Source organism: Microbacterium sp. 70-16, from assembly GCF_001898315.1.
Lineage (GTDB): Bacteria > Actinomycetota > Actinomycetes > Actinomycetales > Microbacteriaceae > Microbacterium.
The window spans coordinates 214,854-237,401 of the sequence record NZ_MKTQ01000029.1; the positions used below are offsets into that span (position 1 = coordinate 214,854).

19 protein-coding genes and 3 tRNA genes are annotated in these 22,548 nt (G+C 68.1%); 3 read left to right on the forward strand and 19 right to left on the reverse strand.

The window, feature by feature from the left end:
- Positions 1–9: 9 nt before the first annotated feature.
- From BGO46_RS14495 to BGO46_RS14555, 13 genes are all read right to left on the reverse strand, one after another.
- A complete protein-coding gene (locus BGO46_RS14495; RefSeq protein WP_292678131.1) occupies positions 10–1,314 on the reverse strand; it encodes an extracellular solute-binding protein in 1,305 nt (434 codons plus the stop codon).
- A gap of 149 nt (positions 1,315–1,463) precedes the next feature.
- Positions 1,464–2,477 carry a LacI family DNA-binding transcriptional regulator gene (locus BGO46_RS14500; protein ID WP_292678130.1) on the reverse strand — a complete coding sequence of 338 codons (1,014 nt, stop codon included), beginning with the start codon at positions 2,475–2,477 and terminating at the stop codon, positions 1,464–1,466.
- Between the two features lie 242 nt (positions 2,478–2,719).
- Positions 2,720–3,856 carry a UDP-N-acetylmuramate dehydrogenase gene (locus tag BGO46_RS14505; protein WP_292678129.1) on the reverse strand — a complete coding sequence of 379 codons (1,137 nt, stop codon included), beginning with the start codon at positions 3,854–3,856 and terminating at the stop codon, positions 2,720–2,722.
- A 2-nt stretch (positions 3,857–3,858) separates the two neighbouring features.
- On the reverse strand, positions 3,859–4,281 hold the full coding sequence (locus BGO46_RS14510) for a MaoC/PaaZ C-terminal domain-containing protein (RefSeq protein ID WP_292678128.1): 423 nt from the start codon (positions 4,279–4,281) through the stop codon (positions 3,859–3,861).
- Positions 4,278–4,727 (reverse strand): MaoC family dehydratase N-terminal domain-containing protein, encoded by a 450-nt coding sequence (locus tag BGO46_RS14515; RefSeq protein ID WP_292678127.1) that lies wholly within the window; start codon positions 4,725–4,727, stop codon positions 4,278–4,280. Before BGO46_RS14515 ends, BGO46_RS14510 begins: the two co-directional genes overlap by 4 nt.
- A gap of 31 nt (positions 4,728–4,758) precedes the next feature.
- Positions 4,759–5,556: a sulfite exporter TauE/SafE family protein gene (locus BGO46_RS14520; protein ID WP_292678126.1), complete on the reverse strand. Its 798-nt coding sequence runs from the start codon at positions 5,554–5,556 to the stop codon at positions 4,759–4,761.
- Positions 5,553–7,580 (reverse strand): ABC transporter ATP-binding protein, encoded by a 2,028-nt coding sequence (locus tag BGO46_RS14525; RefSeq protein WP_292678125.1) that lies wholly within the window; start codon positions 7,578–7,580, stop codon positions 5,553–5,555. The genes BGO46_RS14520 and BGO46_RS14525 overlap by 4 nt, the downstream gene beginning before the upstream one ends.
- Complete coding sequence (locus BGO46_RS14530) at positions 7,577–9,322, reverse strand: ABC transporter ATP-binding protein (protein ID WP_292678124.1); 1,746 nt, start codon at positions 9,320–9,322, stop codon at positions 7,577–7,579. Before BGO46_RS14530 ends, BGO46_RS14525 begins: the two co-directional genes overlap by 4 nt.
- A 181-nt stretch (positions 9,323–9,503) precedes the next feature.
- Complete coding sequence (locus BGO46_RS14535) at positions 9,504–10,676, reverse strand: aminotransferase class I/II-fold pyridoxal phosphate-dependent enzyme (protein WP_292678123.1); 1,173 nt, start codon at positions 10,674–10,676, stop codon at positions 9,504–9,506.
- A gap of 58 nt (positions 10,677–10,734) precedes the next feature.
- Positions 10,735–10,808: transfer RNA gene (locus BGO46_RS14540), tRNA-Met, on the reverse strand.
- A gap of 35 nt (positions 10,809–10,843) precedes the next feature.
- Positions 10,844–10,915: transfer RNA gene (locus BGO46_RS14545), tRNA-Thr, on the reverse strand.
- A 62-nt stretch (positions 10,916–10,977) separates the two neighbouring features.
- Complete coding sequence (locus BGO46_RS14550; protein WP_292678122.1) at positions 10,978–12,303, reverse strand: M23 family metallopeptidase; 1,326 nt, start codon at positions 12,301–12,303, stop codon at positions 10,978–10,980.
- A 146-nt stretch (positions 12,304–12,449) separates the two neighbouring features.
- Positions 12,450–13,241, reverse strand: coding sequence for an inositol monophosphatase family protein (locus BGO46_RS14555; protein WP_292678121.1), 792 nt, complete (start codon positions 13,239–13,241; stop codon positions 12,450–12,452).
- Between the two features lie 32 nt (positions 13,242–13,273).
- Between BGO46_RS14555 and BGO46_RS14560 the strand changes: the two genes are divergently transcribed.
- The gene (locus BGO46_RS14560) at positions 13,274–14,857 is read left to right on the forward strand and encodes an NAD(P)/FAD-dependent oxidoreductase (RefSeq protein WP_292678120.1); all 1,584 of its coding nucleotides are present in this window, start codon (positions 13,274–13,276) and stop codon (positions 14,855–14,857) included.
- 11 nt (positions 14,858–14,868) lie between these two features.
- Here BGO46_RS14560 and BGO46_RS14565 read toward each other — a convergent pair whose 3' ends face one another.
- The 3 genes from BGO46_RS14565 to BGO46_RS14575 all read right to left on the reverse strand — a co-directional run bounded on the left by BGO46_RS14565 (position 14,869) and on the right by BGO46_RS14575 (position 16,598).
- Positions 14,869–15,801, reverse strand: coding sequence for a hypothetical protein (locus tag BGO46_RS14565; protein WP_292678119.1), 933 nt, complete (start codon positions 15,799–15,801; stop codon positions 14,869–14,871).
- Between the two features lie 133 nt (positions 15,802–15,934).
- Positions 15,935–16,016, reverse strand: a tRNA-Tyr gene (locus tag BGO46_RS14570).
- Between the two features lie 102 nt (positions 16,017–16,118).
- Positions 16,119–16,598, reverse strand: coding sequence for an FBP domain-containing protein (locus BGO46_RS14575; RefSeq protein WP_292678118.1), 480 nt, complete (start codon positions 16,596–16,598; stop codon positions 16,119–16,121).
- 225 nt (positions 16,599–16,823) lie between these two features.
- On the opposite strand from BGO46_RS14575, the gene BGO46_RS14580 reads away from it, so the two are divergent.
- Together BGO46_RS14580 and BGO46_RS14585 are read left to right on the forward strand one after the other, a co-directional pair.
- Complete coding sequence (locus BGO46_RS14580; protein WP_292678117.1) at positions 16,824–17,291, forward strand: hypothetical protein; 468 nt, start codon at positions 16,824–16,826, stop codon at positions 17,289–17,291.
- 191 nt (positions 17,292–17,482) lie between these two features.
- Positions 17,483–17,971, forward strand: a complete 489-nt coding sequence (locus BGO46_RS14585) for a YajQ family cyclic di-GMP-binding protein (RefSeq protein WP_292678116.1) — start codon at positions 17,483–17,485, stop codon at positions 17,969–17,971.
- Here BGO46_RS14585 and BGO46_RS14590 read toward each other — a convergent pair.
- From BGO46_RS14590 to BGO46_RS14600, 3 genes are all read right to left on the reverse strand, one after another.
- The gene (locus BGO46_RS14590; protein WP_292678115.1) at positions 17,968–19,095 is read right to left on the reverse strand and encodes a site-specific integrase; all 1,128 of its coding nucleotides are present in this window, start codon (positions 19,093–19,095) and stop codon (positions 17,968–17,970) included. The genes BGO46_RS14585 and BGO46_RS14590 overlap by 4 nt on opposite strands.
- Entirely contained in the window at positions 19,070–19,669 is a 600-nt protein-coding gene (locus tag BGO46_RS14595) for a hypothetical protein (RefSeq protein WP_292678114.1), read from the reverse strand. The genes BGO46_RS14590 and BGO46_RS14595 overlap by 26 nt, the downstream gene beginning before the upstream one ends.
- 243 nt (positions 19,670–19,912) lie before the next feature.
- A complete protein-coding gene (locus BGO46_RS14600; protein WP_298045616.1) occupies positions 19,913–22,414 on the reverse strand; it encodes an AAA family ATPase in 2,502 nt (833 codons plus the stop codon).
- Positions 22,415–22,548 lie beyond the last annotated feature (134 nt).

Sequence of the window (22,548 nt, forward strand, 5' to 3'; positions counted from 1 at the left end):
GCGGACCGCTCAGCGGAAGTCCGCGGTGCCCTCGTCGTACTGCGCGCCGAGGTTCTCGTTGGTCGTCTGGGCATCCTGCACACCCGTGATGAGACCCTGCAGCTCCTGGACGATGACGTCGTAGAAGCCCGGCGCGGGCCAGTCGGGGTAGAAGGACAGACCGTCGTCATCGAGGATGCCGTTGAACGTGTCGATCAGTTCGGCGCTCTTCGCGTCGGTGATGTCGGCGGCGTCGGCGGCGACGGGCAGACCGCCGTTGTTGCCGATGATCGCCTGGATCTCGGGACGCATCGTGATGTCGATGAACTTGTACGCGAGGTCCTTGTTGGCGGCGTTCTCGGGAACGACCCACAGGTTGCCCGACGAGCCGAGCGAGAGGTCCGTTCCGGGGAACGCCTGCAGCGTCCAGTCGAAGCCCGTCGCCTCGCTCACGAAGCGACCGAACCACCACGAACCCGACACGAAGATCGGAGCGCTGCCGTTGATGAACGAGACACCGGCATCCTCTGCCTTGATCGACGAGACGTCAGAGGCGATGTAGCCCTTGTCGACGTAGTCCTTGAGCGTCTTGGTCGCGTACGTCAGCTCGGGGCCCTGCCAGTCGACGGGGTTCTCGTACAGCTGGTAGTCGTTGACGAACTGGCGGTCGGCCTGCGTCAGAGCCAGCTGGTACCAGAGCTGGCCCAGCGGGTATTCGGCGCCAGCTTCGGCCAGCGGCGTGATGCCCTGTGCGACGAACGCGTCGAGCACGTCGACGAACTCGTCGTACGTCGTGGGGATCTCCAGACCCGCCGCGGCGAAGGCATCCTTGTTGTAGTAGACGCCGACGAACTCGCCGTAGTTCGGCACGCCGTACCAGGTGTCGCCACCCATGACGCCGTCGGCGGTGTACTTGGCGGTGGTCTGCAGCGACGGGGCGAGCTTGTCGGCCCAGCCGTACTCGTCGACCGCGTCGGAGATGTCGGCGATCAGGCCCGTGCTGGCGAGGAAGCCCGCCGTCGCGTTGCCCTTGTTGAACTCCATCAGGTCGGGCGCGGCGTCGGTGTCGAGCACCTGGCTGGCCGTCTTCTGGATCTGCTCGAAGGACTTCTCCTCGAACTCGACGGTCGCACCGGTCTCCTCTTCGAAGACCTTGATCGCCTCGGCCCAGGCCTTGCCCATCGCGCTGTCGGCACCCTCGTAGTGCCACAGCTTGAGGGTCTGCCCGTCGCCGCTGTCTCCTGTGGAGGACGAGCAGCCGCTCAGGACGACACCGGCTGCCGCGAGAGCGGCGACAGAGGCCAACACCTTCTTCGTGCGTGTGATTCGTGCCATCGTCGGCACTCCTTTCTCGGTGACCCGGGATGGGTCGGGATGCACCCTCGGGTGCGTGTGTGCTGCGGTTTTCAGTTGTCGTACGGGAAGTCGAAGCGCTTCGATTCGACCCATGCGTGGGCTCTCGTCGAACGGTGGTCACGCGGGTGTCACTCAGGCGGTGGAACGACCGATCCCGCGTCGAGGTACACGGGAGCGATGAGGTGCACGGCCGGCTCTGAGGCATCCGGGCCGAGCGCGCGCAGTGCGAGCTCGACGGCGAGCTCGCACGATTCCCGCGGCACCAGTGGGATCGTGTCCACGGGTACCGGGAGGCTTGTGGTGTCGAAGGATGCCGCGACGGCGACCACCGAGATGTCCCTGCCGACGACGAGTCCGCGCTCGTCCAGCACGCTCAGCACCGTGCGGTGCGTCTCGTCACTGCCGTGCACCAGAACGGCGGTCGCGCCGGCGTCGAGGGCACGCCGCGTGGCATCCGCCGTCTGTATGGCGTCGTGGCCGGTCTGCCCGCTCGTCGCGAAGGAGTGTCGGATGCCGCGTGCGTCGGCTTCGGCCTGCACGGTGCGCCGCACGCGCGGCGGGAAGTTCGAGCGCTCGTACGTGACGGCCGGCTGGCCGATCAGCGCGACGTGCCGATGACCGGCATCGGCGACGCGGGCGACCGCGAGCCGCGCGGCCGACTCGAAGTCGAGGTCGACGCACTCGAGGCCCGCGTGATCGTCGGGGATGCCGATGAAGACGGTCGGGATGTCGATCGACCGCGCGATCTCGACGCGCTCGTCATCGGGTGCGACGTCGAGCACGAGGATCGCGTCGACGAGGTCGGTCGCTGCGACGCGGCGCATTCCGGCGGATGCCTGCTCGTCGGTCAACAGCAGGATGTCGTAGTCGCTGCGGCGCGCGGCGATCGACGCCGCCAGCACGAAGTTCATGTGCGTCGGCGCGTGCGTGTCGAGGCGCAGCGGCTCGGTCAGCGCGAAGATGTGCGTGCGGCTGCCGGCGAGCATGCGGGCGCCGGCGTTCGGCTGATAGCCGAGCTGATCGGCGGCATCCATGATGCGGCGCCGCGTGTCGCTGGCGACCGGGCGCTTGCCGGAGAGCGCGTACGAAACGGTGCTGATGGACACCCCTGCGGCCTGTGCCACCTGGTGGATCGTCGTCATCGGGACCTCATCGTCGCATCCTGCGTTTGTCGAAGCGCTTCGTCATCGCTTCCACAGACAGGATGACATATGTTGCCGCGGGTAGCAATACTCGGTTGCGAAGTCGTTACGTGGCGGGGACTGCGCGCGGGCGCGCGCGGGCGCGCTCATCCGTCCCTACACGCGGCATGCGCGCGGCGCGGGCGACCGAATGGGACGGATGAACGCCGGGCAGCGGCGAACGCCCCGCCCCTCCCCGCGCCCTAAAGCTCGACGCCCACCAGCACGGGCTCGGGCTGCAGGATGAGGCCGAACTCGCTCTGCACGCGCTGCTGGATGTAGCGCGCGAGCTCCGCGAGCTCGGATGCGGTCGCGCCTCCCCTGTTCGTGAGGGCGAGCGCATGCTTGGTCGACAGCCCCGCGCGCGAGCGCGGCAGGTGGAAGCCCTTTCCGACGCCGGCGTGCTCGATGAGCCACGCGGCGCTGACCTTGACGTCCGGCTGCGCCGTTACCGGCGGCGGCACGAGACCGTCGTACGACGCGAGCGGAATCACGCGCAGCTGGTCGACGGCCACGGCCATCGGCCAGCGCGGGCACTCGGCAGGCAGCGTACGGGCGAAGGATGCCGAGACGATCGCGTTCTGGAAGAACGACCCCGCACTGTGCGTGTCGGGGTCGCCGTCATCGAGCACCATCCCCTTGCGGGCACGCGTCGCGAGCACGGTCTCGCGCACCCACGCGAGCGTGACGGGCTGACCCTCGGCGACGCCGAGCGCCTGCCGCAGCTGCGCCCCGGCGAGCGTGTACTCACCCTGCCCGACCTCGCGCAGCTCAAGCGTCACCGACAGGATCACGGCCGACCGTGCCGCGACCGATCCGTAGTGGTTCTTCAGGACCGACGTGCGGAAGCCGAGCTCGAGCTCGGCTGCCGCAACGGTCGACACGTCGCCGGTCGCCTCGTCGATCAGCTCGGCCTCGACGAGCGTCTCGACGAGCTCCTGCCCGTACGCCCCGATGTTCTGCACGGGCGCCGCACCGACCGTCCCCGGAATCCCCGACATCGCGACGATGCCCGACAGCCCCTCGGCCGCGGCGTAGGCGACGAGGTCGTCCCAGTTGTGCCCCGCCTCGACCTGCAGGCGCACGTATCCTTCGCGCGGCGACGGCAGACGACGGATGCCCGACGTGCGCACGAGCACCACGGTGCCCTCGAACGCCTCGTCGCCGACGAGCAGGTTCGATCCCCCGCCGAGGACGAGCCACGGTTGCCCGGATGCCCACGCGTCGCGCAGCGCGTCGATGAGCTCGTCGCGCGTCGTGGCCTCGATCAGCCGCTCGGGCACGCCGCCGACACGCAACGTCGTCAGGCCGGCGAGCGCGACCGGTTCGATCTCGGGCATGCTCAGCCGTCCAGGCGCACGCGCACCTGGGCCTTGCCGAGCACGGTGGTCTCGCCGAACGTCACGGTGAGGTCGATGCGCGCGGCATCCGCCTCGACCGCGCCGACCTTCGCCGTGATCGTCAGGTCAGCGCCCGCCTCGGCGTCGACGACGACGGGGCGGGTGAACCGCACGCCGTAGTCGACGATGCGGCCGGCATCGCCGAGCCACGGCACGACCGTCTCGACCGCGAGGCCCATCGTGAGCATGCCGTGCGCGAGCACGCCGGGCAGCCCGACGGATGCCGCGACGTCGTCGCGATAGTGGATCGGGTTGAAGTCGCCGGATGCCCCGGCGTAGCGCACGAGCGACTCGCGGGTCAGGTGGACGGCACGCTCGGCAACGACGTCGCCGACGGTCAGCGAGCTGAGGGTGGGGTCGGTCACGCGACCTCACCCCCGATCAGCAGCACGGAGGTCGCCGTGACGACGTGCGCTCCCGTGGCATCCGTGATCTCGGCCTCGCTCGTGACCATGGCACCCTTTCCGAACGGGCGGACGTTCGTGATCTGCAGCTGTGCGACGAGCTCGTCGCCGGCGACGATCGGGCGCGTGTAGCGGAAGCGCTGCTCGGCGTGCACGGTGCGCTCGAGCGCGATGCCCGAGTCGGGCTCTGCGAGCAGCTGCTGCAGGGTGAGGTCCTGGATCACCATCGCGAAGGTCGGCGGTGCGACGACGTCGGCATAGCCGAGCGCCTGCGCGGCGACGGGGTCGAGATGCTGCGGATCGGTCGCGAAGACAGCGCGCGCGAACTCGCGCACCTTCTCGCGACCCACGAGGTACGGCGCGGTCGGCGGGAACGATCGGCCGACCAGCTCAGGATTCACGGACACGCTGCAATCCTACCGAGGCGCACCGGAGCGCTCACTTCCCGCGGCGCGCCCGCAACGCACGCAACGCCATCTGCACCGCGATGAAGATCATGAACGCGGCGAAGAGGATGTTCGACACCGCCGGGTCGAGCAGGGTCGCGAACCACGCGCCGAGCGCCGTCGTCGTACAGGCCGCGCCGCCGATGAGCGCCGCAGCGAGCAGATCGACGTTGCCGCGCCGCGCGTTGCCGATCGTGCCCGAGACCGCCGTCGGGATCATCATGAGCAGCGACGTGCCCTTGGCGATGAGGTCGCTCGTGCCGAACAGGAACATGAGCGCCGGCACGACGATGACGCCACCACCGACACCGAGCAGACCGGCCATGATCCCGGTGAAGACACCGAGGCCGACAAGTCCCAGCGCGGTGAACCAGGTCAGCGGCAGCTCGGCGTCACGCGAGGGCACGACGACGAAGAGCATGACGATGACGATCAGCAGGAAGGCGACGAACCCCCAGCGGATCACGTTCTGCGGCAGTCGGGCGAGCAGCCAGGTGCCGATCTGCGCGCCGAAGACGGCGCCCAGGGCGAGGATGAGCGCGGGAATCCACGCGACCGACCCGTGCACGGCGTACGAGATGACGCCGACCGTCGCGGTCGGCACGATCGCGGCGAGCGAGGTTCCGGCGGCCCGCTTCTGCTCGAAGCCGAGCAGCAGCACGAGCATCGGCACGATGACGGTGCCGCCGCCGACGCCGAACAGTCCCGACAGCAGACCGGCCGCGAGGCCGATACCCAGACACGCCAGGATGAAGCCGGTGCTGCGCCGCGGCGCTGCGTTCTCGCTCACGACGCGGGGCCTCCGACCTCGGGGGCGCCCTCATCGGTCGCGGCCTGCTCGAACTGCGACCGGTAGAGCCGCCAGTAGGCGCCCTCGGCCGCGATGAGCTGCTCGTGCGTGCCCTTCTCGACGATGTCGCCGTGCTCCATCACGAGGATCAGGTCGGCGTCGCGGATCGTGGACAGACGGTGCGCGATCACGAACGAGGTGCGTCCTTCGCGCAGCGCCGCCATCGCGTGTTGCAGCAGCAGTTCGGTGCGGGTGTCGACCGAGCTCGTCGCCTCGTCGAGGATCAGCACGCTCGGGGATGCCACGAACGCGCGCGCGATCGTGATGAGCTGCTTCTCTCCGGCCGACACGTTCGCGGCATCCTCATCGAGGACCGTGTCGTAGCCGTCGGGCAGCGAGTGCACGAACCGGTCGACGCGCGTCGCCACGGCCGCTGCGACGATCTCGTCGTCGGTCGCGCTCTGCTTGCCGTAGCGGATGTTCTCGCGGATCGAACCGGCGAACAGCCACGGGTCCTGCAGCACCATGCCGGTGCGCGAGCGCACGTCGTCGCGGGTGAGCTCGGCGATGTCCTGCCCGTCGAGCAGGATCCGGCCGCCGTCCAGCTCGTAGAAGCGCATCAGCAGATTGACGAGCGTCGTCTTGCCGGCGCCCGTGGGGCCGACGATCGCGACCGTCTGGCCGGGCTCGACGCGGAACGACAGGTCACGGATGAGCGGCTTGTCGGGCGAGTAGCTGAAGGCGACGTGCTCGAACTCGATGACGCCGCGGCCGTCCGCCAGAGCGGGCGCGTCCGGGGCATCCGGGTCTTGCTCGTCTTCGTCGAGCAGCTGGAACACCCGCTCGGCAGAGGCGGTGCCCGACTGGACGACCGCCGCCATGCCGCCGAGCTCGGACAGCGGCTGCGTGAACTGTTGCGAGTACTGGATGAACGCCTGCACATCACCGAGGCGGAGCTGACCGGATGCCACCATGAGCCCACCCAGCACGGCGATGCCGACGTAGCTGAGCGATCCGATGAACATCATGGCGGGCATCATGAGGCCGGAGAGGAACTGCGCCTTGAACGCCGCCTGGTAGAGCTCTTCGTTCTCGTCCTGGAACTTCTCGCGCGAGTCCTTCTCACGGCCGTACACCCGCACGAGGGCGTGACCCGAGAACGACTCCTCGACGCGGGCGTTGAGCCGGCCGACCTTGCGCCACTGCGTCGCGAAGGCCTTCTGCGACTTCGGCCCGATGATGCCGAACACGACCGCCATCAGCGGAAGGGCAACGAGCGCGACGAGCGCGAGCTGCCACGAGATCGAGAACATCATGACGAGCACGCCGACGACGGTGAGCACATTCGTGAGGGCGGTCGACAGCGATTGCTGCATCGTCTGGGTGATGTTGTCGATGTCGTTCGTCACGCGCGAGATCAGCTCACCGCGCTGCACCTTGTCGAAGTACGACAGCGGCAGGCGGTTGATCTTCGCCTCGACGTCTTCACGCAGGCGCCACATCGTGCGCACCATGATGACGTTGATGACGTAGCCCTGCACCCAGGTCAGCAGCGCCGACGCGACGTAGATGGCGAGCACGGCCGTGACGACCCAGCGGAGGCGGTCGAAGTCGACGCCGGCGCCCACCTGGAAGTCGCCCATCGCGGCGACCATGTTCGCGATGTCGGTCTGTCCGGCGCCGCGGAGGGCCTCGACGACCTGCTCCTGCGACGTGCCGGCGGGGAACTGCCCACCGAGGGATGCCGAGACGACGCCCTCGAAGATGATGTTCGTCGCTTCGCCGAGAACCTTGGGTGCGATGACGGCGAGCACGACGCCGATCGCGCCGAGCAGCGAGACGAACGCGAACGCCCACTTGTACGGCCCGAGCAGGCCGATCATGCGGACGAAGCTGCGGCGGAAGTCGCCCGCCTTGCCGGGGGCGACCGAGTCCCAGTCGCCGGACGTCCGGCGCGCCTCTTCGGCGAGCTCGAGCTCGTAGCGCTCTTCCTCTGAAAGTGCGGCAGTGTCAGGAACACTCATGCGTCCACCCCCAGCTGCGACTCGACGATCTCGCGGTAGGTCTCGTTGCCGGCCAGCAGCTCGGCGTGCGTGCCCGACCCGACGAGTTTGCCGTCGTCGAGCACGATGATGCGGTCGGCGTCGGTGATCGTCGAGATGCGCTGCGCGACGACGATCTTGGTGACGTGTGGCAACTCTCTCCAGAGGGCTTGGCGCAATCGGGCATCCGTTGCGACGTCGAGGGCCGAGAACGAGTCGTCGAAGACGAGGATCTCGGGCCGGTGCGCGATCGCCCGCGCGATCGACAGGCGCTGGCGCTGGCCGCCCGACACGTTGCTGCCGCCCTGAGCGATGCGGGCGTCGAGACCGCGCTTGCCCGACGCGTCGTCGCCCATCTCGGCGACGAAGTCGCGGCCCTGAGCGATCTCGAGCGCATGCCAGAGCTCGTCGTCGGTCGCGTCTTCACGGCCGAAGCGCAGGTTGGATGCCACGGTGCCGCTGAACAGGAACGCGCGCTGCGGCACGTAGCCGATGCCCTGCCACATGACGTCGAGGTCGGCCTCGCGCACATCTACTCCCCCGACGCGTACGGCGCCGCCGGTCACGTCGAACAGGCGCGGGATGAGCGAGACGAGCGTCGTCTTGCCTGAGCCGGTCGATCCGACGATCGCGACCGTCTGACCGGGCTCGGCGCGGAACGAGATGCCCTGCAGCACGGGCGCCTCGGCGCCCGGGTAGGTGAACGAGACATCGTCGAACTCGACGGTGCCCGCGGCGGGGAACTGCGTGACGGGGTGCTCGGGCCGCACGAGTGCATCCTGCGAGTCGAGCACTTCGCCGATGCGGTCGGCCGAGACGGCGGCGCGCGGGATCATGATCGTCATGAACGTCGCCATGAGCACGCCCATCAGAATCTGACCGACGTACTGCATGAAGGCGAACAAGGTGCCGATTTCGACGTGGCCCGCATCGACCTGGATGCCGCCGAACCAGATCACCCCGACGACGGTGACGTTGAGCACGAGCATCGCGAGCGGGAACATGATCACGAACAGCGACCCGACCCTGCGGCCGACGACCATGATGTCGGTGTTCGCGACGCGGAACCGGGCCTCTTCGATGCGCTCGCGGACGAAGGCGCGCACGACGCGGACGCCGGTCAGCTGCTCGCGCATGACGCGGTTCACGTCGTCGAGGCGCACCTGGTACTCGCGGAACAGCGGCACCATCCGGCCGATGATCAGGCCCGCGATCAGCAGCAGCGCGGGCACGGCGATGCCGATCAGCCAACTGAGTCCGACATCCTGCTGCAGCGCCATGATGATGCCGCCGATCGCCAGCAGCGGCGCGGTCACGAGCATCGTGGCGCCCATCATGGCGAGCATCTGCACCTGCTGCACGTCGTTCGTGTTGCGGGTGATGAGCGTGCCGGCACCGAACGACGACACCTCGCGCTCAGAGAATCCGCTCACCTTGTCGAAGACGTCGCGACGGATGTCACGGCCCGCGCTCATCGCCGAGCGGGCCGCGAAGTACGTCGCGATGATGGATGCCACGATCTGGCCGAGGGCGATCGTGAGCATGAATGCACCGCGCGACCAGATGTAGCCGGTGTCGCCCGTGGCGACGCCCTTGTCGATGATGTCGGCGTTCAGTCGTGGCAGGTACAGGGAGGCCATCGCGGAGGCGAACTGGAAGACCAGCACCCCCAGCAGCCACCATTTATACGTCCACAGATAGCGGACCAGGAGCTTTCCGAGCATGCGACATCTTCCGTAACAATCGGCGCGAACGGTCCATGCTAACGCCGACGTGTGACATCGCTATGTCAGGCCTGCGCCGTGACGGCGCCGGCATCGCGCACCTCGATCGCCGACCGACTGACAACCGATCGACCAGGTGTCGGCGACGCGAGCACGTGCGGCGCGCTCCGACCCGCGCGACTCAGACCGCTGCGGCCTCGCGCACGGTGTGACCGAGCGTGCGCACGACCTGCTCGAGGATCGGGCGGGGCGTCGCGAAGATGAGCCGCGCGTGGCCCGCGCCGACGGCGCCGCACCGCGTGCCGTCGGTCAGTGTGATGCCCGCCTCGCGGTCGAAGAACTCCGTCGGCTGGTCGCCGAGGCCTAGCGCGCGGAAGTCGATCCAGCCGACATAGGTGCCCTCGGGCACAGGCATCCAGGCGCCGGGGGTCTCTTCGGCGAGCAGCTCGATCAGGCGGTCGCGGTTGCCCTGCAGGTACGCCACGACGTCAGCCAGCCACGCGTCGCCCTCGCGGAACGCGACGCTGTTCGCGATCGCGCCGAGGTTGCTCGTGCCGTGGCCCGAGAACGGTCCGATGCGCTGCCACGTCTCACGATCGCGGTCGCTCGAGAGCACGAGCTGCGCGCACTTGAGGCCGGGCAGGTTCCACGCCTTCGACGCGCTCATCGCCGTGATCGTGTGCTGCGCGGCGGCCTCGGACACCGTCGCGTACGGGATGTGCACCGATCCCGGATAGACCAGCGGCGCCCAGATCTCGTCGGAGAACACGCGCCCGCCGTTGCGCTCGACGACTTCGGCGATGCCCTCGAGCTCGGCCCGCGTGAGGACGCGTCCGACGGGGTTGTAGGGGTTGCACAGCAGCAGCAGGCCGCCGCCGCCGTCGAACGCGCGCTGCAGCGCGTCGAGGTCGAACTCGTAGCGGCCGTCGCGGATCTCGAGTGGCATCTCGATGACCTCGCGCCCACGCATCGGCGGCACCGTCAGGAACGGCATATACGAGGGCGTCGGCACGATGACCTTCGACCCCGGCGCCGAGCAGTGCTCCATCGCGAGCTCGAGACCCATGATCACATCCGGGATCGGCCACACGTCCGCCGGCGCGGCCGCCCATCCGTACTTGCGCTCGAGGAAGGACGCCGTCGCTTCGGACAGGTCGGCGGAGATGCGCTGGGGCATGTAGCCGAACGAGCCGTCGTCGACCGCCCGGTGCAGCGCCGCGGTGATGCGCGGATCGATGCCGAAGTCCATCTCGGCGACGAACGCGCCGATGTTCGCCGCCGACCACTTGGATGCGCCCGTCGCACGGAGGGCTTCGATCGTGGTGGCATCGATGCGACGTGCGAACTCAGTCATGCTCTTCAGGATAGGCGGCAACGAGAAAACCCCCGTCGGTGACGGGGGCCTCATCCTGTAGCGGGAGCGGGGCTTGAACCCGCGACCTCACGATTATGAGTCGTGCGCTCTCACCAACTGAGCTACCCCGCCGCGCTGCACCCACACGGCGAGATGTGGATGCTGCGAGCCCCGAGTCAGGATTGAACTGACGACCCCTTCCTTACCATGGAAGTGCTCTGCCACTGAGCTATCGGGGCGTGCTGCCCGCGCGCGGGCAACTAGAAGAGGATACCAGAGCCGAGGCATCCCGCTGAACCGATCAACCCACGGTGTGGGTGCCCGTGGTGTGCTCGTACATCCACGGGATCGGGTCGGTGTGGGTCGTGCCGCCGAGCAGCACCTCGAAGTGCAGGTGCGGCCCCGTGGCCTTGCCGGTCTGACCGACGTTGCCGATGACCTGACCCGCCGTGACGGTGTCGCCGGCCGAGACGGTCAGCGATCCGTACTGCATGTGCGCGTAGCGCGTCGAGACGAGCTGGCCGTCGATGATGTGGTCGACGACGACGGTCACACCGTAGTCACCACCCGCCTCGGTCGCGATGCGCACGGTGCCCGCGGCGATCACGTGGACCTCGGCGCCCAGGCCCGGCGTCAGGTCGACACCGCGGTGCGGCGTCGAGAACTGCGACAGGTACGTGTTCGAGCCGTAGGCGGCCGAGATCGGCACACCGACGGGGAACGGCCACTGGATGATGCCGCTCGGGTCGTTGACCCAGGTGCCGGCGAACTCGGTGACACCGGAGTCGGCGGCGATGTCGGCCATGGATGCCACGTCGTACGACTCCGTGCGGTCGAGCGCGGTGACGTCGTTCGCGCCGCTCGCGACGAAAGCCTGGATCTCGCCGTCGTCGGTCGACGATGCCGCCGTGATATCGGCCGTGACGGTATCGGTCGACGTGAGCGCCGCCGCAGTCGTCGTCGTGCCGATCGCGAGCAATCCGACAGCGGTCATGACGCCGATCGAGAACGACGCAGCCGTGATGCGCTGGGCGATGATGCGGCCACGACGGCGCGGTGCGACGTGCGGTGCGGCTTCGGACGCCTCGGCGGCCGGCTCCGCCACAGGCGCGGGCGACTGGATCGGGGTCTCACCCGTGAACGAGAACAGCCGTGCGGCGAACTCGAACTCGTCGAGGTCGCGCTTCGACTCGGCGCGGAACGCAGCGCCGGGCGCGGCAGCGGGGTCATCCGTCAACGGTGCGACCTCGACCGGGGCCGGCTCGGGCTGCACGGCGACCTGGTCGGCCTGCTCTGTCTGCGCGGCAACCTCGGCGAACACCGCATCGGCCGCCCGGCGCAGGCGGCGGCGCGACGTGAGATCAGGCTGCGCACCGACCGACTCCGCCATGATGGCGGCGGCGACATCGGCGACGACCGTCTCGGCCAGCGACGGCACGGATGCCGCAGGGGCCGTGTGCCCGGCAGGCTCAGATTCGACAGCCTCGGCCGCGAGGGCCTCGGCCGCGCGGCGGCGACGCAGTTCGGCCCGCGTCAGGACGCCCGTCTCCGGCGCATCAGGCGCGGAGGGTCCACGGTCGTCGCGGTGCGTAGGCACAGCGTCGGCCTGGGGGGCGTCGAGGGTCAAATCGGGAACTCTCGTCCGGGCGCTCTAGCAGGGGGGACCGTGGAGCGGCGTCGTACGTTCGGGCTGTCGTCACCCTCGCCGTTCGGGCGACAAAGATAACGATCGGGTAAACACTACTCCCCCTCACCTGGGAATGGCGTGATCCCTCACTGATATATCGCCGCGTGGAGTCGAGGGAACAGCTGAGGACCGGCCGCAATCGTCATCGCCCGACCAGGCCGATCGCCCGGTTCGCCCCCGACCATCCCGCCCGCCTCGCTGACCAGCAGGGCGCCAGCGGCGTGGTCCCACGGGTGCAGGCCGCGCTCGAAGTATCCGTCGAGGCGCCCGGCCGCGACATAGGCGAGGTCGAGCGACGCCGCGCCGGCGCGGCGCAGGTCGCGGGCGATCGGCATGACCTTGCGCACCCGCTCGAGGTCTCCCGCGTGGGTCGCGGGGTCGTAGCCGAATCCGGTGGCCAGCAGCGCCCCGGCATCCGTCACCGTCGACACGGCGAGGCGCTGGTCGCCCAGCCACGCGCCCGATCCGCGCGCCGCGCGGAACAGCTCGCCGAGCATCGGCGTGAACACGACGCCGACCTGCGCCGTCCACTCCTCGGGCGTCGGCTCGCCGGTGACCGCCGCGATCGAGACGGCGTAGTGCGGGATGCCGTAGGCGTAGTTGACCGTGCCGTCGATCGGGTCGACGACCCACGTCACCTCGCTCGAGCCGCGCTCGGCGCCCGACTCTTCGCCGAGGAACCCGTCTTCGGGGCGCGCCTCGGCCAGACGCGCTCGGATCAGCTGCTCGACCTCGCGGTCGGCATCGGTCACGATGTCGGCCAGCGCCGACTTCGTCGCGGCGATGCGCACGCCCTCCTCGCGGCGGCGACGCGCGAGCGCCCCGGCCTCACGAGCGATCTGTTCGGCCAGCTGCAGGAGTTCCGGGGCATCCACCATGTCTCCACGCTAACGCCCACTACCGTGAGCGTATGACCGAGATCTACGACGCCGTGATCGTCGGCGGAGGTCACAACGCCCTCGTCGCCGCCGCCTACCTCGCCCGCGCCGGTCGGCGTGCCGTCGTGCTGGAGCGGCTGGACCATCTGGGCGGCGCCGCCGTCTCGGAGCGACCGTGGGAGGGGGTGGATGCCCGGCTCTCGCGCTACTCGTATCTCGTGAGCCTGCTGCCGCGCACGATCATCGACGACCTGGATCTGCGGCTCGACCTGCGCCGCCGCCGCTACTCCTCTTATACGCCCGACCCGGCCGACCCGACGCGGGGCATCCTCGTCGATGGCGGCGACGGAGCGGCGACAACGGCGAGCTTCGTGCGCACGACCGGCGACGCGCGCGAGGCCGAGCGCTTCGCGGAGCTCTCCGACCGCCTGCTGCCGCTCGCGGGCGCCGTCTTCCCGACGGTGACCGAGCCGCTGCGGCGCGAGAGCGAGATGCGCGCGCTCGTGCGCGACGGCGACCTGTGGGAGTCGCTCGTGCAGCGACCGCTCGGCGGACTGCTGCGCTCGTCGCTCGAGTCCGACATCGCCCGTGGCATCGCCCTGACCGACGGACTCATCGGCACGTTCGCGTCGGCGGACGACGCGTCACTGCGGCAGAACCGCTGCTTCCTGTACCACGTGATCGGCGGCGGCACGGGCGACTGGGACGTGCCGGTGGGCGGCATGGGCCAGGTCAGCGGCGGCCTCGAGCGCACGGCGCGCGCGGCGGGAGCCGAATTGCGCACAGGCGCCGAGGTGACCTCGGTCGACCCCGACGGGGCGGTGACTCTGGCGGATGGCACGCGGGTGGCCGGGCGGCTGGTGCTGAGCGGGGTCGGCCCGGCTGTGCTACAGCGGCTGTTGGCCGCCGCGGATGGTCGGAAAGCAGGCTCGATTGCGGCACAGGCCGCGCCCGAGGGCGCCCAGGTCAAGATCAACCTGCTTTTGAGTCGCCTGCCGCGCCTGCGCGACGCGGCGGTGCACCCCGAAGCCGCCTTCGGCGGCACCTTCCACATCAACGAGACGATGACCCAGCTCGACGCGGCGCACGCCGCGGCATCCGCGGGCCGCATCCCCGACCCGCTGCCGGCGGAGATCTACTGCCACTCGCTGACGGATCCGTCGATCCTGGGGCCCGAACTGCAGGCATCCGGCGCACAGACCCTCACCCTGTTCGGCCTGCAGGTGCCGCACCGACTGGTGACGGATGCCCCGGATGCCGATGCACTGCGAGACGAGCTGCTGGCGGCAGCACAGGCATCCCTCGACTCGGTCCTCGCCGAGCCGATCGCCGACGTCGTCTACCGGGCGCCCGACGGCAGCGCCTGCATCGAGGCGCGGACGACGGCCGACCTCGAGGAGTCGCTGGGGATGGTCGGCGGCGACATCTTCCACGGGCCGCTCGACTGGCCGTGGGCCGGCGACGACGAGCCGCTCGAGACTCCGGCGCAGCGCTGGGGCGTGGCGACCGAGCACGCGCGTGTGCTGGTGTGCGGCTCGGGCGCGCGCCGCGGCGGCGCCGTCAGTGGCATCGGCGGCCACAACGCCGCGATGGCTGCGCTCGAGCTCCTGGGGTGAGGCGGGGCCGCCTACTGCTGGGGCGGAACCGGAGGAGCCGGGGGCGCCGGCGGGTAGCCCTGGTAGCCGGGCGCGACCGGCGGGGTAGCCTGCGCGGGCTGTGCGGCAGGCGCGGCAGCCGGCCCAGCGGCCGCAGGCGCGGCAGCCGCGGCATCCGCCGGCAGCGCGCCAGCGGGCTGCGGATAGGTGGGATGCCCCGTGTAGTACGCGTTCCAGTCGGGCGAGCCGTCGGGCAGCGCGGGCAGAGGCGTGACGCGGTCGGCGAACGTCGGCCACTGCGTCGCCACGGGGGCCGGCGAGTAGTACGCCGCTGGCGCGACCGGGCGTGGCTTCTTCGGCGCGAACAGGGCGTTCACCAGCGGCAGCAGCGCCGTGCCGACCGCGGCGAGGATCGCCAGGGCGACTACGACGCGCCAGTACAGGGCGCGGTAGTCGATGAACTCCTCGGTCATGATCGGCAGCACCAGCATGATGGCGAGGATCACGACGAGCCCGATCGTGACGTACGCGACGATCGTCGTGAAGGTCGTCTGGTGGCGCTCGTATGCCTTGATGAACAGGCGCACGTGCAGCACCGCGGCCTGGATGATCAGCACGATCACGAGAAACTTGAAGAACCGTTCGGCACCGATGCCGTAGTAGCCGGTCGTCGGCATCCAGATCATGAATGCGCCGATCAGCAGGATCAGCACCCACGACACCATGCTCGTCAGCGCGAACCACGCGGGGCGGCGCGGGGCGAGGTTCGCCTCGAGGATCGCGACTCCGGCGAACCCGGCCAGCAGCAGGATCGTCATGAACGCCTTGCCGACGATGCCGTTCTCGTCGCCGATGAGCACCCATACGACGCAGACGAGGGCCGCCGCGATGAGGGCGCCGATCGCGACCCAGATCGAAGCACGGAGGATCCGGTTGGACTCCGGTGAGGTGATCGGCTGCGTCATTTCGGTCCCTTCGCCGCGCGGAGTGCGTCCGATCCCATCCTGACACGAACGCGCCCGCGGATACAGGAAAGCGCCCCTGCGGAGTGTTCCGCGAGGGGCGCTTTTTCCTGCCTGATCAGGCCTGGAGCCTGCGTGGCGAGTGAGGGATTCGAACCCCCGAAGTCGAAGACGGCTGATTTACAGTCAGATCCCTTTGGCCGCTTGGGTAACTCGCCAGGTGCGCACCCGCCCAGCTTTTCCAGTCGACCGGAGGCGCGATTGTCTATCTTACCTGTACCGATGGGATGCCAAAAACCACGGCATCCCCTCGGTTCGAATCACGCCAGGACGCGCTCCACGAACGCCTCGACGCGGGCGCGGGTTCCGTCGATGCGGCGGTCGACGCTCGTGCGCACTTCGCTCGGTGCGAGCGGCGGCGCCAGGCGGACGTTCTCGTGGCATCCGAGGTCGGCGCAGGCATAGGTCCCGACGCTGTCGCCGCGCTCCCCCGCGTCGCCGGCGCGGCGGGCGGTGAACAGCACGACCTGATTGCCCGGCTGCATCGTGTGGCACAGATTGCACAGCGCGGCGCGCGAGCGCCCGCCGGATGCCGCGCGCAGCACGATCCCGGTCGGGTCGCCGTCGCGCTCGACAACGAGGTAGCCCCGCCCGCGGTTGTCGGGGTCGGGCCAGGCGAGGAAGTCGAGGTGGTCCCAGTCGGCGAGCACGAACGACAGCGGCACGGCCAGCCGTTCGCGCTCTTCGGGCGACGCATTCACGAGCGCCGCGCGGACCTGGTCTTCGGTCAGCGGGAGCATCCGTCCAGTCTATGAGCGGCGGCCACACCGTCGGGCCGCGGGCGCGTCGCCGCAATGACTCAGGAGATCTACGCCGTCTTGGCCGGCAAACGCCCGAATCACGCTCGAATGAGCCGGGCGTTCCTGAGTTATTGCGGGCGGCGGTTCGGACCGGGCCCGAGAGACGCCTCCGATGACCGGTGGAGGATTTGAGCGGTCTCTCGCGAGGACGCTAGCTTGCACCGTATGAAGGTCCCGTCCAAGCTCGCCGCTGTCGCCCTCGCCGCCGCTCTCGCACTCGGCTTCGCCGCCTGCTCGCCCGTTGTCGACGCGGCTGCGCCCGCTCCGACGAGCGACGTCGTCGTCGCGACCCATGCACCGACCCCGGCCGCTGCCAGCGGTGAGCCGACGCATTCGCCCGAGTCGACAACTGAGGTTGCCACGGCTGCGGGCCAGGTCTACTTCAATGGGGTTGCGGGAGGTTGCGGTGCCGATGGTTACGCCGTTGACTCTGGCCCTGCGCCGATGGCAAACGACACCGTAGAGACGGATGCCGAGGGCAGGCCGATCGCTTACGTTGTCGCCGAGGGTGACGCTCCGCAGGCGATTCAGGAACGCATCTGCTTGACGAACCTGTTGGAGCGCAACGGCCTCAACGGGTACATCCAGCCTGGCGATCGCCTCACGATCGACCCGACGGTGCCGATCCCGTAGCCGAATCGCGCCGCATCACAAAGGCCCTGTCTCCCGCACTCCTGAGTCGGGCCGCGGACACGTCGCCGCAATAGCTCAGGAGATCCACGTCGTCTTGGCCGGCAAACGCCCGAATCAGGCGCGATTGAGCCGGGCGTTCCTGAGCTATTGCGGGCGGCGGTTCGCAAGGCCGGGCGGGCTAGACTCACGGCATGGCTGACAGCTCTTTCGACATCGTCTCCAAGATCGACCGACAGGAGGCGGACAACGCCCTCAACCAGGCACGCAAAGAGGTCGAGCAGCGCTACGACTTCAAGGGCACGGATGCCTCGATCGAGTGGTCCGGCGAGGCGATCCTCATCAAGGCGAACAGCGACGAGCGCGCGAAGGCGATCCTCGACGTGTTCCAGTCGAAGCTGATCAAGCGCGGCATCTCCCTGAAGTCGCTCGAGTCGGGTGACCCGCAGCCCTCCGGCAAGGAGTACCGCATCACGTCGACCCTCAAGGAGGGCATCTCCTCCGAAAATGCGAAGAAGATCGGCAAGATCATCCGCGACGAGGGCCCCAAGTCGGTCAAGAGCCAGATCCAGAGCGACGAGCTGCGCGTGCAGTCGAAGTCGCGTGACGACCTGCAGGAAGTTCAGCGCCTGTTGAAGGCCGCCGACCTCGACGTCGACCTGCAGTTCGTCAACTACCGCTAAGGCACCGTGCTGACCTGGGGTTTTCCACCCTCAGTCCGCAACGAGTCCGCAGAATCTGCCACGACGAGCATGAAGGCAGCTGTTGCAGAACGCGTGCGATCTTCGGCAGATGGCCATAAATGGCTGTAGACGTTGAGAGTGATCGACGGCTGCGCATGGCCGAGCGCACGCTGAACAGTGACGACGTCACAACCGGATGCGATCAGGTTTGATGCGAAGGTGTGGCGCAAGGCGTGCAGCGTGAATTCGTCTGACAGACCTGCCTCCGAACGAATGCGGCGCCACTCTGCGCTCGCATTGTTGCGATTCCACAGTCGACCCAGCTCTGTGCGGAACATCTGCTCGTCCAACTCCTCGAGCTGCATCCGAGCAACGTGCGCAGCCAACGAGGACGTGAGCTCTGCCGGAACAAAGACCGTGCGCTCGCTTCCGTACTTCGGCGCCACCAGGTGCGCCGACTTGTGCGTGGCGCCCTGGACCTGACGCGCGATCGACATCGAGCGCCCCAGGAAGTTGACGTCACCGAGCTGGAGGCCCGCGGCCTCGCCGAGACGGAGACCCGCGTACAGGCAGACTTCGACGAAGACGCGGAAGTCCCCGGCGACCGCCATGACACTTCTGATTTGGTCGATGGTGAGTATGCGCATCGAGGACTCGGCTCGGCGAAGCCGCGGCGGCTTCACACCGACCGCTGGGCTGGTCGGCACAAGCCGATCGGCGACGGCTGCGCGGAAGGCCATTTGCACATAGTTGAGTCGAGTGCGGATCGTGGACGGCGCCAATCCTCGCTTGGACTCGCCAGACACCCACTCTTGTACCTGAGAGGCCTTGACCGAGGACAGTGCAGCTTGCATCCACGGCACCGATTGCACGGCGGTTCTGGCTGCCTCGTGCGTACCAGAAGCCCACGCCTGACGCCCCATCCATGCGTCGGTCCATTCCGCCCACGTGACCTTCCCTGCGCGAGGATCCACGTATTGGCCGGTCACGACGGCGGTCGCCACTTCGTCGAGCCAGCGCTGGGCATCCCGCTTCAGCTTGAAGTGACGAGAGTGCTCTCTGCCCCCATCGTCGCGGTAGCGAGCGCGCCAGACGCCGTCAACTCTCTGCTTGATCGATGCCATCTGATTTGCTCCCGATCTTGTAGGAAGGCGTCTGGGCGAGGGTGGTGGTCGCATTCTGAATCCGCGTCAAGAACGCGTCTCGAAATTCGCTCCCGCCAGCATTCAGCGAGTTCGTCCATTCGTGGTTCGCTTTCGCTGTACGGGCGTGTTCATCCGCGCGGGCGAGTCCTTCCGCTGCCGCGTCGATGGCATTGCGCACAACCTGGGCGAGGGTAATGCCGGCGCGCTCCGACTCGGGGCGATCGTCGACGGCACGGGCGAGACGCAGCTGGGCCGAGTAGGACTCATACGCGAGGTCGCGAATGTCCTCGAGCATCTCGGTGAAGTACACGGCTTCAGCGTGAAGGTCCAGCTCCTCGGGCTGCGCCAACAGGAGGTCGTGGTTGACCCGCAACACGGATCCAAGCGCTTGCGCTTCGGTGAGGCGCAGCGGGCGCTCGCCTTTCTCGACCGACCAGACCGTCGCCTGGGACCACTTGAATCCACGATCGCGCATGGCGTCCGCGACATCCTTCTGACTGCGGCTCCCCCGGATTCGCGTCAAGTTCGTGCCGATCTCTGCATCTGTGGCCATACCCAGAGTCTATAACGAATCCCTATTGCACACGACTAGAATTCCTGGTTCACTAGAAATATCAGTTGACTACCACTAGCGAAGCGGGTGACATGATGGATCGAATTCTGTTCATTGACGAAGTAGCTGCTCGACTGCGGCGCACACCGGCGCAGTTGCGCTGGATGTTGCACACGGGCGCCGCGCCGAGATCCGCAATGATCGGCGGGCGTCGTTGCTGGCGCGAGTCCGACGTCGAGACCTTTATCGCTGACGCCTTCGCTGACTCCGACAGCTGAGGCGCACACGCCCGCGCCCTGCGGGACTAGATCGACCGTGACGCGGCGGCACGCTCGCGATTGGCGAACGGAGCCGTCGACGCCCGTGCTCGATCCTTTGCCGCCCATCGAAGCTCTGCTTCCGCCGCCTGTGCAGCATCTTGCATCGTGAGCTCCACGAGCCCTCTGAGCATCGAATCCGCGACGAGCGAGCGTGCAGCTGCATGGCTCGGGGCGACAGCGATGGCGAGGTTGTGGATCCGACCCCGCGTGAGTCCGACGTAGAGCCCCGCCGCGTCCACATCTGGTCCGACGATCGAGGCGTCTGCAGTCTCGCCTGGGCTCCATGCACCGTTGACGCATACGCAAGTTGCAGGTGTTCGACCGCATAGCTGGTGGCGATCCGCGTGCGCTGCCCGCAGTCGTCTACCGCGGTGAGATCGATGTAGTTCTCGCGTACTTCGGAGACCGTCCATTGAGCCCGATTCTCGACACCAGTCCGCGGATCGTTGCGTCGTGTCTGCACGGTGTCTCCGATCAGGATTCGACGCTCATCTCGCCCCCACGCGACCTTGCTTGTGTCGAGCTCGCCGGCGTCTATCCGGCGCTGCTGAATTGCTGTGTTAATGACGTCCGCTTCGGCGTTCGTGCTCGTCACGATCGCGACCCGCTTGCCACGACGATGCCAATCGAAGTACCCGTCAACCATGCGCTGCCGTGCTGCGTCGTGATCGCCGACCCGCTCGAGATGGCCACGTTGGTGGAGCTTGTCAGCGACTTGGAGAGCATGATCGCGATCTCGTGGGCTCCGGATCTGGAGGGTAAGGGCGCCGTAGTCCGCATCCCGGAATCGGTGCACGATGTCGAGTTCGACCGATGCGTTCGCGTGCCGGATTGCTGCCCCCATCGCCCCAGCGTGCCCAACCGGCATCGCCTGCTGGGGGTCGCCGACCATTGCGACTCGGACGCGGAGCTGAATGGCCAGCTCCGCAAGGATGTTCGCTGTTTGGAGGTCCACCATTCCGGCCTCGTCGACCACGATTTGGTCGCCGGGGCTCAGCACATAGTGGGTTGCTCCCCCGTAGACGTCCTGCGTCGTCGGATCAACGTCGCCGGGCGTGAGCCGGCTCCACACCACCGCGCCTGTGTCGTCCGAGGCCCAGCGATACCCATGATCGAACAGCAGCGCGTGAATACTTGTCGCCGAGCTTCCTACTTCTCGCGACGCCACGGAGGCAGCCTTCCGCGTGGGAGCGACCACCAGCATTCGCTGGCCGCGGGATGCTGACGCTTGGAAGGCGACTCGCAGCATGGTCGTCTTCCCGGCACCGGCAGGCCCGCTCACCGCCACGAGACCGTGGGAGCCCGCGATCGCGCAAGCCGCCGCGATCTGGGACTCGTCGAGGGTCGCTAGATCTGCCTCGCCTGCGCCGCGTCGAAGTTCCGTGACCAGCAGCGCCCGGCCGGGCGCGGCGAGCGCATCCAGATGGGCCACGAGCCTGATCTTCTGGCGCGCTGTCTCGGTCGCCATGAGTGCTTTGACGTGCTCTGGTGGCTCCACACCGACCATCAGCAACACGCCGGCACGTGCTCGCGATGTGACTTCGTCGATCAGGTCGTCGAGTTCAATACGCGAAGCAACGACACCCGCGCCGGCAACAGCTCTCGTTGCTCCCGCACGAAGATCGAACATATTGAAGCGGCCACCAGATGACGTCGACCGCTCATCCGCGCGCACGATGGCCACGGCCGCCAGATGATCGAGGTCGAGGTCCCGCATCGCGGTCGCGACCACGGGGAGCGGCGACCGGTCGACTAGGAGGGCAGGATCGATCTGAGCGATCTCGTCACGAACTGTCGCTTCCCACGTCGCCTCATCCACGTACGGCGGTTTGTTGGGTCGCGCTATCGCCCACGCTCGCCGGTCAATATGCGTAAGGACTTCCGCGTTCGGCAGCAGTCCGTTGTGTGCTGCTGTCCATTCGGCCGACAACTGTGTCCGGTTGGCCTCGATCTGCGCCGAGCGCCGCGAGAGCGGACGAACGATGGCGGCAAGTTCGGCTATCTCGCCGGCGGCATCAATCGTGTATCCGTGCCGGGCAAGTGCGGCAATCCATGCCGGGTCGGTCCGCGCGGCAAGCTCACCCTCCGCGTTTATGAGCGTCTGCAACTTCATCGCGACGCGCGAGTCAACGTTCGACCACCTCCCATCGGCGCCGAGAACCTTTACGTTCAGCCACAGATGCCGATGGATATGCGGATCGAGAGCTCTCGAGCGGCGGTGCAGAAGCTCCACTACTTCGATCCGGACGAGGTCCTCACGAATCAGACCGTTGTGCCCTCGTCGTGCGTTGAGTTTCGTTTGCCAGGTGATGAGCACGCGGTCGCGCAACCGGTCTTGCAGCGCCTCAAACTCGTCTGCCAGTTCGGGGTGAAGAAGTGCGGCGACGCTGTAGGACTTTGGATGATTGAGGGTGCCATCGAGCACAAAGTCGGCGTCAGCACTCAGATGAGTATTCGCGCTTCTGAGGGCCGCTGATATTGGGGTTCGGGGCCACCCTGCCGTCGACGCGATCGCGTCGTTGAGGGCCACCGAGTATTGGGGTTCGGGGCCGCTTTCTT

Excerpts from the sequence above, each read along its gene's own strand:
- BGO46_RS14495 (WP_292678131.1), bottom strand. The coding sequence starts at position 1,314 with ATGGCACGAATCACACGCACGAAGAAGGTGTTGGCCTCTGTCGCCGCT.
- BGO46_RS14500 (WP_292678130.1), bottom strand. The coding sequence starts at position 2,477 with ATGACGACGATCCACCAGGTGGCACAGGCCGCAGGGGTGTCCATCAGC.
- BGO46_RS14505 (WP_292678129.1), bottom strand. The coding sequence starts at position 3,856 with ATGCCCGAGATCGAACCGGTCGCGCTCGCCGGCCTGACGACGTTGCGT.
- BGO46_RS14525 (WP_292678125.1), bottom strand. The coding sequence starts at position 7,580 with ATGAGTGTTCCTGACACTGCCGCACTTTCAGAGGAAGAGCGCTACGAG.
- BGO46_RS14530 (WP_292678124.1), bottom strand. The coding sequence starts at position 9,322 with ATGCTCGGAAAGCTCCTGGTCCGCTATCTGTGGACGTATAAATGGTGG.
- BGO46_RS14535 (WP_292678123.1), bottom strand. The coding sequence starts at position 10,676 with ATGACTGAGTTCGCACGTCGCATCGATGCCACCACGATCGAAGCCCTC.
- BGO46_RS14555 (WP_292678121.1), bottom strand. The coding sequence starts at position 13,241 with ATGGTGGATGCCCCGGAACTCCTGCAGCTGGCCGAACAGATCGCTCGT.
- BGO46_RS14560 (WP_292678120.1), top strand. The coding sequence starts at position 13,274 with ATGACCGAGATCTACGACGCCGTGATCGTCGGCGGAGGTCACAACGCC.
- BGO46_RS14565 (WP_292678119.1), bottom strand. The coding sequence starts at position 15,801 with ATGACGCAGCCGATCACCTCACCGGAGTCCAACCGGATCCTCCGTGCT.
- BGO46_RS14575 (WP_292678118.1), bottom strand. The coding sequence starts at position 16,598 with ATGCTCCCGCTGACCGAAGACCAGGTCCGCGCGGCGCTCGTGAATGCG.
- BGO46_RS14580 (WP_292678117.1), top strand. The coding sequence starts at position 16,824 with ATGAAGGTCCCGTCCAAGCTCGCCGCTGTCGCCCTCGCCGCCGCTCTC.
- BGO46_RS14585 (WP_292678116.1), top strand. The coding sequence starts at position 17,483 with ATGGCTGACAGCTCTTTCGACATCGTCTCCAAGATCGACCGACAGGAG.
- BGO46_RS14590 (WP_292678115.1), bottom strand. The coding sequence starts at position 19,095 with ATGGCATCGATCAAGCAGAGAGTTGACGGCGTCTGGCGCGCTCGCTAC.
- BGO46_RS14595 (WP_292678114.1), bottom strand. The coding sequence starts at position 19,669 with ATGGCCACAGATGCAGAGATCGGCACGAACTTGACGCGAATCCGGGGG.